Consider the following 15,902-nt stretch of genomic DNA (forward strand, 5'->3'; position numbering starts at 1 on the left):
CCCTAAGCGAAAATAATCAACCAATAACCTTCTTTTCTAATTTATGTCCGTCGGGGGTTCAGTGCTTTTGCGAATAGTAGATAAGGGTGATAGCGCGCTAAGTCCGCCTCGCGAGTTGCGCGGGGCGAAAGGAGTCAGTATGGTGTGCGCAATTTCTCAGGTATTTCAGGACAGGACATTATGCAGCCTTCAAAAGATCCCCTCCACGGCGTCACGCTTGAGGCGTTACTCAACGTACTGGTGGCGAAATATGGCTGGGCGGAGCTGGCAAAGCGCATCAATATTAACTGCTTTAAGAGCGATCCCAGCGTCAAATCCAGCCTGAAGTTTTTACGCCGGACGCCCTGGGCGCGCAAGGAAGTGGAAGAACTCTATATTGATAGCCTGGAAGATATTGCCGATGAGCGGGAGGATATGCCGACCGACGGCCCGTGGGCGAACTGGCAGAGTAAGAAAGAACGGCAGTAGCCTGCCGCCGTTCCCGCCCTGCACTGGGGGGGAACGGCGCGATCTCAGACCAGCTTATTCCAGCCCGGCAGCCTGTTCGCTTTGCGGCGAATAAAATGGTGGCCAGCATCCAGCAGGCCATAAATCAGCCCCATCTGCAGGCAATTACGCAGAATTTGCGGCCACTCATCGGGTACGCTGCGCCAGTTCAGGAGCAGCATAATCGGGATAATGAGCAGGCTAAAGCCCGCCACGGAAAGCAGGAAGTTGCTCCAGAACGGGTTGAATACCGGCGGCGGGACCTTCCAGCCGGCTTTCCATAACAGGCGGTATAGCGGGGGAACGTACTCACTCCGCCTCATATTTCGCTCCGCCATGAGCGCGAAGGCGCGGCTTTTTTTCTCATCAAAGTTCATGGTTATTCCTGCTGATAGACGACGTCTGCCTGCCTGCGCATCTGCCGCCACTTCACGGTGTGATAAATAAAATAGCCGGCGGCTAAAGGCAGCGTCAGCGGCATGACGATAAAAAGATATAGCGCGCCAATTCGGTGGCCATCAATAACCTCAAACACGCGCGCTGAGGTCAGGCGGAGCAGCGTATCGTCAGCCCCTTTTTTCGCAAAGGGATACAGCAAAATAGAGACCCAGCCGAGCGCAATAAGCGGCCAGCCGACGGTATCGTATAAGTTGTAAATAAAAATACCGAAGAACAAAGCGCCACACGCCAGCTTACCGATAAACTCCGGACGCTTAATAAAAAGCACCGCCGGATGCACGATGTGGACCTTATTCTGCCGCGGCCTGCGGCTTCCCGTTTTCCGCGATCGACGGCGGCTGTTTTTTCTGCTCACTTCCTGTTAATTATCCTGCTTAGCCGGGGCGCAATAGCGCATGCCCCATAGTGATATTAACCGGCGAATTGAGCAAATATAATTCAGCCGCACTGCCAAAAAACGGGGGCAGATATTCTGCCTATATCTCTTCCCCGGATGAAATAGCGCGCAGGGCGCCCGGCGCCTGGCCGGTAATACGCTTAAACGCGCGGCTAAATGCGGCATGGGAGCTGTAGCCCAGCTTAAAGGCCACCTTTTCCAGGGCCTGGCCTTCATGGGAGATGTACTGAACCGCCAGCCGCATGCGTAATTCGGTCAGATAGCGCGCGGGCGTCGTGCCGGTCGCCGCCAGAAAGCGCTCGGCAAATACCGAACGCGAAGTTCCGGCCTCGCGGGCCAGGTCCTCAACCTTCCAGTTCACCCCGGGCTGCTGGTGCATCACGTAGATAGCTCTCGCCAGCTTCGGGTCGCGCAGCACCTGCACCCAGCCGGTGGCGTTGCCGCAGCCGCACTCCACCCAGCCGCGAACGATCAGCGCCGCCACCACGTCCGCCAGCCGCGCGAGGATCCCCGCATAGCCCGCCTGGCGGGTGAGGGTTTCTCGCTCCATCGCCGCCAGAAGAGGCTGGATCTCAGGCCGGGTGTTCAGCAGGCTGCTGACCATCATCACCTCCGGCATCGCCTTGACCAGCGGCTGCATGCCGCCGAGCTCAAAGTCCATACAGCCGCTGAAAATAATGGCGTTGTCCTGCGCCGGCTGCGGGCCCTCGTTTTTAATGCAGCACACCGTACTGCACACCGGCTCGGTAGGCAGCTGCTGTACGTTGACGATCTGCGCCCCGGCGTCGGACATCAGCGCGTGGCCGTCGCCGTTGGGGATAAACAGCGCGTCGCCGCTCTCCAGAGCCAGCTGCTGCCCGCTGGCCATGCGCAGCACAACCGGGCCGCGGCTGATGAAGTGAAACTGCGCCTTACCTGGCACATAGCTGAACGCCACCCCGAACGGGCGGCCGGACTCAATGCGCCGGTAGTTGACGCCTGAAAGGCGCATGCCGCGCAGCAGCTCGCTGGTGAGATCGATGGCCTGATGGGTCATAACGCTATTCCCGGACGAATAATCAATAATGGCAGAGTATGCATCATAGATCGTCCGAAGAGAAGTTTCTAAGCTGTGTCGGATTGTTAACTGTTCTGGAGAGATGTATATGAGTTCCTGCATTGTAGCCGATGAGAGCCAGCTAAACGCCAAACCCGCATGGCGGGCCGTTTATGCGCTGGCGCTGGGCGTTTTCGGCCTGATTGTTGCAGAGTTTCTTCCCGCCAGTCTGTTAACGCCGATGGCGACAAGCCTGGGCGTAAGTGAAGGGATGGCGGGGCAGGCGGTGACCGCGACGGCACTGGTGGCGCTGGTTACCGGGCTACTCATTACCCCGGCGACCAAAAATATCGATCGCCGCTGGGTGCTGATGTTTTTTTCGCTGCTGCAAATCATCTCCAGCATGATGGTTGCCTTTGCGCCTTCGCTGGAGTTTTTGCTCCTCGGCCGCCTGCTGCTGGGGATTGCCATCGGTGGGTTCTGGTCAATGTCCACCGCGACCGCTATGCGCCTCGTGCCCGCCGCGTTTGTGCCCAAAGCGCTGGCCATCATCTTCTCCGCCGTATCGGTAGCGACCGTCGTGGCCGCGCCGCTGGGCAGCTATTTAGGCGGGATGATCGGCTGGCGCAACGTGTTTATCATCTGCGCGCTGCCGAGCCTGGTGGCCCTGTTCTGGCAGCTGTGGGTTCTGCCCTCCATGCGTCCGGAAAGCGCGGGCAGCTTTGCGACGCTGTTTAAGGTTCTGCGCCGGCTGGGGATGCTGGGCGGCATGCTGGCAACCATTTTGATTTTCAGCGGCCATTTCGCCTTCTTTACCTATCTGCGGCCGTTTCTGGAAACCGTCGCCCAGGCGAGCGTGGAGGGGGTTTCCCTGATCCTGCTGGGCTTTGGGCTGGCGAACTTTGTCGGAACCTCGATTGCCGGGTATTTACTGGCCCGCAGCCTGCGCATGACGCTGGCGCTGGTACCGTTGGCGATGAGCATTCTGGCGCTGATGATGGTGACCTTCGGCCATCTGGCGCTGCTTGACGGTCTGATGGTAGCCATGTGGGGCTTTGCCTTTGGCCTGGTGCCGGTGGGCTGGTCAACCTGGCTTGCCACCACGGTGCCGGATGAGGCCGAAAGCGCCGGGGGGCTGCTGGTTGCCTCCATCCAGCTGGCCATCAGCGCCGGGGCAGCCGGCGGCGGGGCGGTGTTCGACATCACCGGCGCCAGCGGCGTCTTCACCGGCAGCGGTCTGCTGCTGCTCAGCGCGATGGTCATTGTCCTGGTCGGCGTCCGGGTAAAGCCGGTCCCGAGCGGAGAGTAAAAATAAAAGCGCCTGCGGGCGCTTTTTTCGTTTCGCCGTCAGGCGGGGCGCTTCAGCGATCGGCCGCTCGGCGCTTTTTTCTTTGCCGCCCTGGCGCCGCTTTTCCCCGCCAGCTCAACAAGACGCCTGAAGGTCGGGCACTCCATATGCGAAGGCGCCGGGCAGTCGGCGACGTGGCGAAGCGTATCGCGCAGGGCGGTGAGCTGCTGGATCTGGCGGTCGATGCGGTCGGCCTGCTGGTGCAGCCCGGCGCGCGGAAGGTCGGGAGCTCCCTGTTTGCCGAACATGCTTGCGATCTCATCGAGCGAAAAGCCCGCCGCTTTGCCCATGGTGATGAGCTTCAGATGCAAAAGCACGTCGTGCGGAAACTGCCTGCGCAGCCCGTGCCGTGAAATCGACGCGATCAGGCCGATCTCTTCGTAGTAGCGCAGCGCCGAGGGCCTGATCCCGCTCAGGGCCGAAACTTCACCGATATCCAGAAATTTCATGCTTGACCTCAATTCGACTTGAAGTTGTAGCATGCGCCTGAACCGAATTTCCGGCAAGAGGGCAAGGCTATGGCACAGGTGGAATTACCGATCCCAACACACAAACAGGCGGCAATAACGACGGCGCTCGCGCTCTGTATGCTGCTGGCCTCGCTGGGCACCAGCATCGCCAACATTGCGCTGCCCACGCTGGCCGCGGCCTTTTTCGCCCCTTTCCCGCAGGTGCAGGCGGTGGTGACCGTCTATCTGGCGGCGCTGACGATCTCGGTACTGGTTGCCGGTCGCCTCGGCGACAGATGGGGGCTGAAGAGCATGCTGATGCTCGGCCTCGGCCTGTTTATCGCGGCCTCACTGCTCTGTAGCCTGGCCGCCAGCCTGTGGTTTTTAACCGCCGCCCGGGCGCTGCAGGGGGCGGGAGCCGCTTTCCTGATGACGCTGAGCATGGCCCTTATGAGACAGGCCGCCGGGAAGGATCGCATCGGCCGGGCGATGGGGCTGCTGGGAACCACCTCGGCGCTGGGCACGGCGCTCGGTCCCTCCATCGGCGGGCTGCTGATAGCCTGGGCGGGATGGCGCAGCATTTTCTGGGTTCAGCTGCCGATCGCCTGCCTGGCGCTGCTGCTGGTGTTTATCGTCCTGCCGGCCGATCGCCGCGCGCGCGCCGAGGCGCGAACAAGCCAGCGTCCGGTGCCGATCGGGCGTCTGGCGCCCTGGCTGCTGGTCAATCTTTTGGTGGCCGCGGTGATGATGGCTACCCTGGTGGTGGGGCCGTTCTATCTCGGCATCGCGCTTAATCTGAGCACCGCGGAAGTGGGCTTCGTGATGGCCATCGGCCCGGTGGTCTCTATCTTTTGCGGCGTGCCGGCCGGCCGCCTGGTTGACGGCTGGGGAACCCGCCGCACGCTCTACGTGGGGCTGATCGTGCTGACGGCAGGGGCCTTTATGCTGGCAGAGCTGCCGAACCGGACGGGCATTATCGGCTACGTGCTGTCGGTTATGGTTCTGACCCCCGGCTACCAGCTTTTTCAGGCCGCCAACAATACCGCCGCGCTGCTCGACGCGATGCCGGGCCAGCAGGGCACGGTCTCAGGACTGCTCAGCCTTGCGCGGAATATGGGGCTGATCGCCGGCGCGGCGGTAATGGGAAACGTTTTTTCATTTGCCGCCGGCACGCAGGACCTCGTTCACGCTCCGGCGTCGGCCATCGGCGGCGCCATGCGGTTCACCTTCCTGCTTGCCGGCATCATGATGACCACCGCTATCGGCATCGTGCTCGCCTGGCGCCTGAAAAAGTAGCCCTGCCGCTGCGGGTCAATCCAGCCGCGACAGCTGGCCGAGGATCTGCTCCAGGGCGCGCCGTTCCTGACCGCTCAGCGTCTGCAGGGGGAATGGCAGGCACGGTGCCGGCGCCGTGCCAAGGATCTCGGCGACGGTGGCGATCGCGCGCAGGCTTCCGTGGCGGTGATAGAAGGCCCACAGCGGCGCAAGGTCTGCGCTAAGCCTCAGCGCCTCGTCTTCATCTCCGCGCAGCGCCGCCCGGGTCAGTTGCAGAGCGTAGCGGGGGAAAAGTCCGCCGAGTACGGAGTACCAGACGCCGCAGCCGGCAATCAGGCCCGCCGCGGCGCGGGCGTCGCCGCTGATGCCGAGCGTGACCTGTCCGGCGATCCGCCTCTTCAGGACCGCGATGCGCTGCGAGGCGGCGCTCCACTCTGCCGGAAGGTCGCCAAGTTTTATCGAACCGACGCGGTTGAGGTTCGACAGGGCGACCAGCAGGTCGTCGGAAAAGTGAAACCCGGTGGTTGCCGGATTGTCGTAGACGCACAGCGGGACCGATAGCCCGGCGGTGACGCGGTCATACAGGCGAAACGCCTCGTCGGCGCTCAGTTTCTGATACGACAGCGGCGCCAGCAGCACGCCGCTAACGCCGGCGTTTTGCGCATCCTCCGCCAGCCTCATGACCTCATCCGCGCTGATGCTGCTGATGCTGGTCATCACCGGAATACCGGACGCGGCGCCGACGGCGAGGCGGGTGACCCTGAGCCGCTGCTCCCGGGTCAAATAGGCGTAGCTGCCGGTCGAACCCAGCGCGCCTATGGAATCCACGCCGGCATCGACAAGGTTTTCAATCAGTGACACAAACGACTTCTCGTCGATCTCCGCCCCCGCCAGCGGGGTGAGAGGGAATGCGCTCAGGCCTGTAAACATCGTTGATTCCTTTTAAAAAATGGGAGTAGCCCAGGCGACCGCTGCGTTTTAGCGGGCAAACTTTCGCGATCCGCTTACGCACAGAATAACGCCTAAGGTGACGAAAACCATTACCGGACTGACCGTTTCATGCAGCAGGGCCGCCGACAGCGCCAGGCCAAAGAACGGCTGCAGCAGCTGGAGCTGGCCAACGGCGGCAATCCCGCCGATGGCCAGCCCTTTGTACCAAAAAATAAAGCCGATCAGCATACTGAAAAGCGATACGTACCCTAACGCCGCCCAGGCCGGGGCGCTAATGCCGCTGAGGGTTACCGGCAGGGTTATAGCGGTGCCGATAAGCATGAAAGGCAGGGCGATAATCAGCGCCCAGCCGATCGTCTGCCAGCCGCCGATGGCGCGGGTCAGCTTTGCGCCCTCGGCGTAGCCCAGACCGCAGACAACGACGGCGGCCAGCATCAGCAGATCGCCGGTCAGCGACGCCGAGGCGCTTTGCGCGAGCGCGAAGCCCGCAACCAGCAGGCTGCCGATGACCGAAAAGATCCAGAAGGCCTTTTTGGGCCGTTCACCACCGCGCAGAACGCCGAAAATAGCCGTGGTCAGCGGCAAAAGGCCGAGAAACACGATGGAGTGTGCGGCGGTGACGTGCCGCAGGGCGAGGGCGGTCAGCAGCGGAAAACCCACCACCACCCCCAGGGATACGACGACCAGCGCGACGAGCTGCGAGGCGTGGGGCCGTCGCTGGCGAAAGCACAACATCAGCGCGCAGGCCACGACTCCGGCGATAGACGCGCGCAGAAAGGTCAGAAAGAAAGGGGCTATCTCCAGCACCGCCACGCGCGTGGCGGGCAAAGAGCCGCTGAAAATAATCACGCCGAGCAGGCCGTTGAGCCAGCCGGAAACGGCGCCGGGGTCGGCTTTATGTACCGCTGAATTTACCACTGTAACCTCATCTGTTTGTTCTCGTTTACGGGCTTGAGCATGGGGTCAGCGGATGGTAGCCTCGCTCATCTAATACAATCAAATTATTGTCATGGATACATTTGATGAAAGCCCGCTACAAAGGCATTGTTGATCAATTCGCGGAGGCGATTCGCAACGGCGAGATGTCGCCGGGAACCCGCCTGCCGACGCACCGGCATCTCTCCGCACGGGAGCATATCTCTTTGGCGACCGCGACCCGGGTCTACAGCGAGCTGGAGGCGATGGGGCTGGTGAGCGGCGAAACCGGTCGCGGCACCTTTGTCAGAGAGCGGTCGCTGCCACCGGGCCACGGCGTCGATCAGCAGAGGGTGGCGACGGACGTGCTCGACCTGAATTTTAACTATCCGGCGCTGCCGGGGCAGGGAGAGATCCTCCGCGACGCGCTGCGGCAGCTTTCGGCGGCCGGCGACATCGAGTCGCATCTGCGCTATCAGCCCCACGCCGGCAGGCTCGGTGAACGCGAGATTATGGCCGGGCACTTTTGCCGGTACGGATTTCGGCCGACGGCGGACAACCTGCTGATCGTCAACGGCGCCCAGCACGGGCTCACCGTCACGGTGATGGGGCTGCTGAGGCCCGGCGACGTCGTCGCCGTGGACGCGCTGACCTATTCGGGGTTCAAAGCGCTGGCGGAGCTCTACCATCTTGAGCTTATCGCCATCCCGTCCCTCGCCGATGGCCCGGATTTAGCGGCCCTCAGGCAGATCTGTCAAAAAAGACGCGTCCGGGCGGTCTACGTCATGCCGACGCTGCACAATCCGCTGGGCTGGGTACTTAGCCGCGCCCAGCGCAAGGCGCTGGCCGGGATCGCCCGCGCCCACGATCTGCTGATCGTCGAAGATACCGCCTATGCCTACCTGGTGCGACGGCCGCCGCCGCCGCTGGCGTGCTATGCGCCAGAGCGCACCGTCTATATCAGCGGATTTTCAAAAAACGTGGCGACCGGCCTGCGGGTCGGGGTGGTTATCTGCCCCGAAGGCTATCGCTCCGCGCTGGAGAGAGCGATTCGCGCCACGACCTGGAATACCCCTTCCGTGCTGACGGCCCTGGTCTGCGGCTGGATCCAGGACGGCACCGTCAGGCGCTTTGAAACGCAAAAAAGAGCCGATGCGCGCCGGCGGCAGGCGGCGTTGAGGGAGACGCTGGGCGATCTTCCCTGCGTGAGCCATCCGGACTCCTATTTTGCCTGGCTGCCGCTGCCGGATGAGGCGAGGGCGGATCGGGTGGTCAAGGCGCTGATGGACGATAATATTTCCGTTTCGACGGCGGCGCCTTTCTGCACCGCGCAAACCGTCCCCCAGGCCATCCGGCTGGCGCTGGGATCGGTCTCGACGGAGAGTTTGCGGCCCGCGCTGGTTAAGGTTCGCGAGGCGGTGGAAGCAGAACGGTATCGCTAGCAGCAGGGCGGCCGCCCCGCGTGTCTATGCGGCTTGTGGCGTCAGCCGATAGTGCGACTGCACCAGACCCGAAGGGAAGCTGCGGCTTGATAACAGCGTCAAATCGATATCCTGGGGCAGGGATCCGAACAGCGGCTTGCCCGAACCGAGCAGGACGGGAACGGTCGTGATAATGATGTCGGAGACCAGCCCTTCGCGCAGGAACGACTGGATCAGCTGCCCGCCGTCGATATAGACGCGGCGCGCGTTCTGCGCCGCCAGGTCGTCCAGCACCTCCTTCGGCGCGCGGCGGGAGAACTGCACTTTACCCTTCAGCACCTCGGGCACGGGGGTATCGGCCAGCCGGCGGGAGAGCACCAGCACGGGGCGGTCATAAGGCCATTCGTCGAAGGCCAGCACCTTCTCATAGGTTCCCCGGCCCATCACGATCCAGTCTTTGTCCGCGATGAACGCCATATAGCCGTGATCTTCCGTCGGATCGTCGCGCTGCAGCAGCCAGCCGATATCGCCATCCTGCCGGGCGATGTAGCCATCAAGGCTGACCGCAATAAAAACGTGTGTGGTGACCATCGGGGGCTCCGTATTCAGGCTGCAGATATTAAGTTGAGTTTAGCGGCCCTGACGAGGCGGGCATAAACGCAGGGAAAAACGCAGGCCTAAAAGTACGGAAAAATTCCGCCGAGGACAAGACGCTAAAATCGGTACTCGTGGAGCGCGTGCTGGCCGCCGTCGCCGAAGAAAAGGGGCGCCAGGTCGCCCCGTTTGCTGCCTGGCCGCACGCTTAGCCTGTCACCTGGAGCACAATTTTGCCTATGTGATCCCCGCGCTCCATCATGGCGTGCGCCAGCGGGGCATCCTCGAGCCGGAAAACCTGATCAATGATGGGCCGACACTGGCCCGACGCCAGCAGCGGCCAGACCTGCGCGCGGAGCTCAGCGGCGATGCGCGCCTTCTCCTGGGCGGTTCTTGCCCGCATGGTCGAACCGGTAATGGTCGCGCGCTTCAGCGCTATGGCCTGCAGGTCGACGCCGTCTGCGATGGCGCCGCCGAGGAAGCCGATCACCACCAGGCGGCCGTCGCGCGCCAGCGCGGTCAGATTCGACCTGAAGTACGACGCGCCCATGATGTCGAGAATAATATCGACACCGCGCCCCTGCGTCTGGCTGAGGATGACGGCAGCAAAATCATCGGTACGATAGTTGATGGGCTGCCCCCCGAGGGAGGCAACGGCGGCGCATTTATCCTCCGAGCCTGCGGTGGCAAAGCACTCGATACCGAAAGCTGCGCACAGCATCAGCGCGGTGGTGCCGATGCCGCTGGTGCCGCCGTGGATGAGAACCCGATCGCCGCGTTTGGCCTTAGCCATTTGAAACAGATTGGCCCACACGGTAAAGAACGTTTCCGCTATCGCGGCAGCCTCGACCATGCTCACGCCCGTCGGGACCGGCAGGCACTGCGTCGCGGGTAGCAGGCAGTATTCCGCGTAGCCGCCGCCGTTGGTCAGGCCGCACACCTTGTCCCCGATAGCTATATCAGTGACGTTGTCACCTAGCGCCACAACGTTCCCGGCAACTTCAAGGCCGGGTACCGGAGTGACGCCGTCGGGCATAGGGTACTTTCCCTGCCGCTGTATCACATCCGGACGGTTTACGCCCGCGGCGGCAACCTGCACCAGCACCTCATCGGGGCCGGGCAGCGGCAGGGGCGCTTTGCAAATCCGGAGCACGTCAGGTCCGCCGGGAGCGGTTATTTCAACCTCGTTCATATATTCAGGTAATGGCATCGTTGTTCTCGTTGTCAGATTTCCAATTCACCGCGGCAGGGCGACTCAGCCTTTTCAGCATTGGCGTCGTTCATCGCGCCGCGACGTCGGCAAGCAGCGTTTCTGCGGCCAGCTTGCCGAGATGGTTGGAGGCCAGCGGGCTGTCGCCGGTCAACAGGCGTCGGTCTTTGTGGACTTGACCCGTGATATCGCTATTGAGGATCTTAACCCCCAGCTCGCGAAGGCGTTCACCGACCAGCCAGGGCATTGGGCCGGGAATATAGCCGATATCGATATTCGCGCCGGTATCAAGCGAGTCCGGGAAAACGCAGATTTCGTAACCGCGGTATAAGAAGTTCTCCTTGTCCTCGCCGAGGCCTGCCGCCAGCAGTCCGGCCGGCCCGTGACACAGCGAAATGACGTAGCGGTCGTGGTTATGGGCCCAGAGCAGCGCTTTTTTGACGTCCTCGCTGTAGGGAATGTCGTTAAGCACCCCGTGACCGCCCGGGATAAAGATGCCGATATAGTTGCCCGCATCCAGATCCTTCACCACCTCGGACAGTTTTTTGGGCTGCTTGAGCTGACGGCGATACTTCTCATAGGTGCCCTTGACCGCCTCATCCTCGCCGGGGAAGGCCCACATTTCGAGCTTTACCGGGTCCCCGGACGGCGTCGCAATGTCGATTGCAAACCCGGCGAGATCCAGGTGGTGCATGGGCAGCAGCGTCTCCACGGGGTGGTTGCCGGTAGAAAAAAACTTCCCGTTTTGCATCAGCAGATAGCGTTCCTGAGACGCAATCATCAGCACCTTCCACTTGCCGCCCTTATAGGGTGCGGGATAGTGGGCGCCGTCAAAATCGGTCTTTGGCGAGGTGTATTGACTCAGAGAGTAAGGTGACGGAAAAAACGCGTTCTCTTCAGCGGCATCGGGGGTGGGATGACGATCGTCGGATGGTAAGCCGGTCATGATGATCTCCTTATGGGCGATTTACATTACAGCTTTAGCTTAGGTAAACCGCCCACAGGCCGCAATGAGGGATAGCCCTCAGCGGCTGACTCCCGGAATCTTCTGGACGCGCGGGTTAACGGCTGGAGATGAGGGCAGCCCGTTGTATCTACCCGCGATGTTAACGCGCAAGATAATTATTTTAGCCATGTTTTTCAATGAGATATTTTGTGCTCACTGAGTCTACAACCGCTCTTTGGTGGCTGACGACCATGATGATGCTCTGCGGCAGTTCGCGGCGGATAGCGCCTATCAGCGCTACGGCCGTTCCCTCGTCCAGGTGGCTGGTTGATTCATCAAGGCAAATAAAATCGGGCTGATTCACCAGGATGCGGGCAAACGAAAGACGCTGCTGCTCGCCGCCGGAAAGGATACCGCGCCATGACTGACGCTCATTCAGCTGCCGGCATAAATGGTGTAGCCCAACCCTCTTCAGGCAGCTCTCCAGCCGTTGATTGCTGACTTTAGCTAAGCCCGGATACGTCAACACGTGGCTCAGGAGATCGTCGGGAAGATACGGTTTTTGCGGCACGAACAGGCTTTTGCCTGTCGGGTGGCTATAGTCCCCGCTGCGGTATGGCCACAGCCCGCAGAGTACCCTTAAGAAGGTCGTTTTCCCACACCCGCTGGCGCCGGTAATCGCCACCGCCTCCCCGCGCCGTAAGTCGAGATTTATCGGGTTAAACAGGGGCGTACCATCAGCGTGACGGGCGACCAGATGAAGACAGCGTAACGTTCCGGGCTGGCGGGAAAAGCGCGATTGCGCCGGCAGCGCGATTAAGCCTTGCTCAAACTGCCATAGCCTCTCTACCGTCGCTGACCAGGCCACTATCTGACGGTAGGAGTCGATAAACCAGCCGAAGGCGTCAAGGACGTAGCCGAAAGCGGCGCGCGCCTGCATGACGCCGCCAAGCGAGATCTGTTTTGCGATATACAGCGGCAGGACGGCAAAAATCGGGATCATCAGGCTCAGACGAAAATAGGAGGTGGTGAACGTATCCAGGCGAAACTCGCGCGACATCAGCCGCTGCCAGTTCTGCGCAATCGCCGAAAAATGACGGTGTACGCGGCGCAGTTCGGCACGTTCGCCGCCGTAGAAGGCAATCTGCTCGCTGTTTTCGCGGATGCGCAGCAGGCTGGCACGGTAGTCCGCCTCACTTTTTTGCCGCTCTATATTCAGCTGATGCAGCGGGCGGCCTATCCAGTGGGCCAGCAGGCTGCTAATAACCGCATACCCCAGCGCCACCCATACCAGATAGCCGTGCAGCGTGACGCTGTGTCCGGCGACGGTGAGGCTGAGCGTGCCCGAGAGCTGCCACAGAATAACAATGAACGATAAAAGCCCCGTGATGTTTTTTAGCAGCGACAAAAATAGCCCAAGGCTCTGCTCAACCAGCAGCCGAATATCCTCGGCAATACGCTGATCGGGATTATCGGGTTCAGCATGGAGGCTCAGACGGTAGTGATTATGTCGTCGCAGCCACAGATGGTGAAATCTCATGGTCATCTTCTGTCGGCCGCGAATGATCAGTAATTTTTTCAGCCAGTTCGAGCTGATAATAAACGTCACAAACAGCGCGGTATATCCGGCATAAGCGAGCGCCAGCATGCCGATCGACGCCTGCTGAAAGTAATCGCTGAGGGCATCGTAAAATTCCCGGCTCCAGTTGTTGTACTGAACGCTTATCCATACCACGCCCAGCGTGAGGGCGGTCAGCGTCAGCAATAAAAGCCATGAAAACCATTCGCGAGGGTGCAGCCAACAGGGCGCTATCAGCTGGTAAAATCGTTTCAAACTTTGCATAAAAAAGGTCGCACAGAGTGTGTAAAAGCGTGACAGCCGCCCTCGCGGACGGCTGCCCATTATCCTTTGCGCTTAATAAGCCCATTTCACGTTGAACATGACGTTACGCGGATCGCCGTAGAAATTGTTGCCCCCGCGGTGGCGGTTGGAAACGCCGAGGTAGTACTCTTTATCCGTCAGGTTGTTACCGTTCAGGCTCAGGCTTATTTGTTTACTGTACTGATAGCCAATATTGGCGTTGAAAAGGGTGTATCCGCCCTGGGACACATCGTAGTTGGTGGTGGTATCCGTCTGCGCCGTCAGCCCTGCGCCGACGGACCATTTATCCCACTCTCCCGGCAGGCGATAGCTGCTGTACAAGCGGAAAAGGTGCTGCGGCGTGTGTTTGCTGTAGTTGGTGCCTTTCTGCGTGGCGGCGGCTTCGAGATATTTGCTGTTATTAAGCGTGTATCCGGCGTAGACCTGCCAGCCCTGCGCAAGCTGCCCGGATATCTCCATTTCAATGCCCTGGCTCTGCACTTTGCCGTCGGCAACGTAGCAGTCATCGCAGTCCACCCCGCTCATGGCGTTATTCGCCTGAATAATGCGGAACAGGGCGACGGAGGCGTTCAGCCCGCCGTTGAAGAACTCTCCTTTGACGCCGGTTTCGTAGTTGCTGCCGGTGACCGGCGGCAGGAAGTTGCCGCTGGCATCCTGCAGGCTTTGCGGTTTGTAGATTTCGGCGTAGCTCAGATACCAGGTGTAGTCTTTGGCGAAATCCCACAGCAGGCCGCCGTAGGGGATGATTTTACCTTTCACCTTGTAGTTGCTGTGCGCGGTCATCGCGCCGGTTGTCAGGTTGGTGAAATAGGAGTCGTAGGTAAAGCTGCTGTAACGGCTTCCGAGGATCAGCTTCCAGTCGTCGGTCAGGCTCAGCCGTGTCGTGGCGTACAGGCCGCGCTGATAGACGTTGTACTGATAGCGGCGGGTGTAATCCCAGTCGGGTTCGGAGAGGCTTTCAGGGTCCCAGCTATAGATATTCACCGCGCTGGTATTGCTCAGCGAACCAAATAAGTTATTGAAGTTCTCCTTCTGATAATCACCGCCGAATACCAGCTGGTGGTCGCGATCCAGCAGCTCGAACGGCCCGCTCAGGCTGATGTTCACGCCGTACTGGCTGCTGCGGTTGTGTCGTTGCAGGTAGTTGTTGAGCTTCGCGCTGCCTGAATCATCCACGCCCTGAGTGCCGTTGCCGTAAACGCCGATGAATTTGCCCTCGGCGCTGGCGGTCGTGTAGTTCAGCGAGCTTTTGGCGACCCATTCGTTATCAAAATAGTGTTCGAGCTCGGCGTAGGCGTTAGTTTTCTCGAAGGTGATGTTATTCCAGCTGGCCCCCAGGAAGGTCGAGCGGGGAAGACCCAGGCTGGAGTAGTTGGTGGACATCGGCACGCCGTAAAGATTGGGCACCGTATCGGTTTTCTGCCAGGAGATACCGGTGGTCAGCGTGGTCTGCGACGTCAAATCATAGGCGAGGGTACCGAACAGCACCTGGCGATCGCTGTGCACGTAATCGGTAAAGCTGTCTCTCTTTTGCAGTACGCCAACCGCGCGGCCGCGCAGCGAGGCATCGTCATTCAGCGGCCCGGAGACGTCCATTTCGCCGCGGTAGTTATCCCAGCTGCCGGCGCTGGCGCTGACGGAAGAGCGAAAATCGTAGGTCGGACGCTTGCGCACCATATTCACCGTTCCCCCCGGTTCGCCGCTGCCCTGGGTCAGGCCTGACGCGCCGCGCAGGACTTCCAGATGGTCGTAAATGGCCAGATCCGGCGATTCGGTGGAGGCTTCGGCATACCCCATTCCGGCGAGGCTGTTTTGAAACGAGGAGCTGATACCGTCTTCCTGAAGGTTATCCATCGTGAAGCCGCGCGACTGGTAACGAGTCTGGTAGGAGCTTTCGTTGATGACGTTCACACCCGTGACCTGACGCATCGCGTCGTCCAGCGAGGTCATATTCCGATCGTTCATCTGCTGGCGGGTAACTACGCTGACCGACTGCGGCGTCTCCCGCGGCGAGAGATTCAGACGGGTCGCCGCCGACATGCTGCGGGTGGTGTAAGAGCCGGTGTCTTCAGTCATCGCACCGTAGTTAATATCACCGACCACCACCATTTCGTCCCCTTCAGGGATCGCTTTCAGGGTGTAGCTGCCGTTGGGCTGACGTTCTGCCAGCAGCCCGCGATCGGTCAACAGCCGGGAGAAGCCTTCGGCAAGGGTGTAGGTGCCGTTGAGCGCCGGAGAGGATTTACCGGCCGTCAGCCGCGCATCGCTCGCCAGATAAATGCCCGACTGCGCGGCAAACTGATTCAGCTGAGTCGCCAGCGGCGCGGCCGGGATCGCGTAGTCGTGCTTATCCGTCGCCGCTTCGGCGGCCTGCGCAGCGGCAAAGGTCAGTAGCGGCGCACAAAACATCATGCGCAGGAGGGCGGCCGTCGGCGTACGACGGAAAATCCGCGGCGGGCTGGTGCGTGGTGATGATGACATAGATTCCCCTGATAATTCCCAAAAGTAAAAGTGCTGCATAGGGTTAATCGGA

The 15,902-nt window shown here is 60.7% G+C and carries 15 protein-coding genes; 4 read left to right on the forward strand and 11 right to left on the reverse strand.

What is annotated here, in order from left to right; translation table 11 throughout:
• The first annotated feature begins 180 nt into the window (after positions 1 to 180).
• A complete protein-coding gene (locus MMW58_RS14480) occupies positions 181 to 468 on the forward strand; it encodes a VF530 family protein (RefSeq protein ID WP_045858189.1) in 288 nt (95 codons plus the stop codon).
• A 44-nt stretch (positions 469 to 512) separates the two neighbouring features.
• Here MMW58_RS14480 and MMW58_RS14485 read toward each other — a convergent pair whose 3' ends face one another.
• The 3 genes from MMW58_RS14485 to MMW58_RS14495 form a co-directional block, all read right to left on the reverse strand.
• A complete protein-coding gene (locus MMW58_RS14485; RefSeq protein ID WP_241723667.1) occupies positions 513 to 863 on the reverse strand; it encodes a DUF6404 family protein in 351 nt (116 codons plus the stop codon).
• A 2-nt stretch (positions 864 to 865) separates the two neighbouring features.
• Complete coding sequence (locus tag MMW58_RS14490) at positions 866 to 1,300, reverse strand: hypothetical protein (RefSeq protein ID WP_133599718.1); 435 nt, start codon at positions 1,298 to 1,300, stop codon at positions 866 to 868.
• Between the two features lie 121 nt (positions 1,301 to 1,421).
• Positions 1,422 to 2,378, reverse strand: coding sequence for an AraC family transcriptional regulator (locus tag MMW58_RS14495; protein ID WP_133599719.1), 957 nt, complete (start codon positions 2,376 to 2,378; stop codon positions 1,422 to 1,424).
• A gap of 109 nt (positions 2,379 to 2,487) precedes the next feature.
• On the opposite strand from MMW58_RS14495, the gene MMW58_RS14500 reads away from it, so the two are divergent.
• Positions 2,488 to 3,687 carry an MFS transporter gene (locus MMW58_RS14500; RefSeq protein ID WP_241723668.1) on the forward strand — a complete coding sequence of 400 codons (1,200 nt, stop codon included), beginning with the start codon at positions 2,488 to 2,490 and terminating at the stop codon, positions 3,685 to 3,687.
• Positions 3,688 to 3,725: 38 nt separating this feature from the next.
• Here the strand turns inward: MMW58_RS14500 and MMW58_RS14505 are convergent, their stop codons facing one another.
• Complete coding sequence (locus tag MMW58_RS14505) at positions 3,726 to 4,175, reverse strand: helix-turn-helix domain-containing protein (protein ID WP_241723669.1); 450 nt, start codon at positions 4,173 to 4,175, stop codon at positions 3,726 to 3,728.
• Between the two features lie 69 nt (positions 4,176 to 4,244).
• Here MMW58_RS14505 and MMW58_RS14510 point away from each other — a divergent pair, with 69 nt between their 5' ends.
• Complete coding sequence (locus tag MMW58_RS14510; protein WP_241723670.1) at positions 4,245 to 5,471, forward strand: MFS transporter; 1,227 nt, start codon at positions 4,245 to 4,247, stop codon at positions 5,469 to 5,471.
• Between the two features lie 15 nt (positions 5,472 to 5,486).
• Here MMW58_RS14510 and MMW58_RS14515 read toward each other — a convergent pair whose 3' ends face one another.
• Together MMW58_RS14515 and MMW58_RS14520 are read right to left on the reverse strand one after the other, a co-directional pair.
• Complete coding sequence (locus tag MMW58_RS14515; protein WP_241723671.1) at positions 5,487 to 6,380, reverse strand: dihydrodipicolinate synthase family protein; 894 nt, start codon at positions 6,378 to 6,380, stop codon at positions 5,487 to 5,489.
• A gap of 48 nt (positions 6,381 to 6,428) precedes the next feature.
• A complete protein-coding gene (locus tag MMW58_RS14520) occupies positions 6,429 to 7,319 on the reverse strand; it encodes a DMT family transporter (RefSeq protein ID WP_241723672.1) in 891 nt (296 codons plus the stop codon).
• A gap of 104 nt (positions 7,320 to 7,423) precedes the next feature.
• Between MMW58_RS14520 and MMW58_RS14525 the strand changes: the two genes are divergently transcribed.
• Entirely contained in the window at positions 7,424 to 8,758 is a 1,335-nt protein-coding gene (locus MMW58_RS14525; protein WP_241723673.1) for an aminotransferase-like domain-containing protein, read from the forward strand.
• A gap of 24 nt (positions 8,759 to 8,782) precedes the next feature.
• Here MMW58_RS14525 and MMW58_RS14530 read toward each other — a convergent pair whose 3' ends face one another.
• The 5 genes from MMW58_RS14530 to MMW58_RS14550 form a co-directional block, all read right to left on the reverse strand.
• A complete protein-coding gene (locus MMW58_RS14530) occupies positions 8,783 to 9,328 on the reverse strand; it encodes a dihydrofolate reductase family protein (RefSeq protein ID WP_241723674.1) in 546 nt (181 codons plus the stop codon).
• A gap of 211 nt (positions 9,329 to 9,539) precedes the next feature.
• Positions 9,540 to 10,523 carry an NAD(P)H-quinone oxidoreductase gene (locus tag MMW58_RS14535; protein ID WP_241723730.1) on the reverse strand — a complete coding sequence of 328 codons (984 nt, stop codon included), beginning with the start codon at positions 10,521 to 10,523 and terminating at the stop codon, positions 9,540 to 9,542.
• 88 nt (positions 10,524 to 10,611) lie between these two features.
• Positions 10,612 to 11,487 (reverse strand): glyoxalase III HchA, encoded by an 876-nt coding sequence (gene hchA / locus MMW58_RS14540; RefSeq protein ID WP_241723675.1) that lies wholly within the window; start codon positions 11,485 to 11,487, stop codon positions 10,612 to 10,614.
• Between the two features lie 181 nt (positions 11,488 to 11,668).
• Positions 11,669 to 13,252 (reverse strand): ABC transporter ATP-binding protein/permease, encoded by a 1,584-nt coding sequence (locus MMW58_RS14545; RefSeq protein WP_241723676.1) that lies wholly within the window; start codon positions 13,250 to 13,252, stop codon positions 11,669 to 11,671.
• A gap of 150 nt (positions 13,253 to 13,402) precedes the next feature.
• Entirely contained in the window at positions 13,403 to 15,850 is a 2,448-nt protein-coding gene (locus MMW58_RS14550; protein ID WP_159236875.1) for a TonB-dependent siderophore receptor, read from the reverse strand.
• Between the last annotated feature and the right edge of the window lie 52 nt (positions 15,851 to 15,902).

Origin of the sequence: Klebsiella sp. HC6, assembly GCF_022605325.1 — a bacterium.
Lineage (GTDB): Bacteria > Pseudomonadota > Gammaproteobacteria > Enterobacterales > Enterobacteriaceae > Klebsiella > Klebsiella terrigena.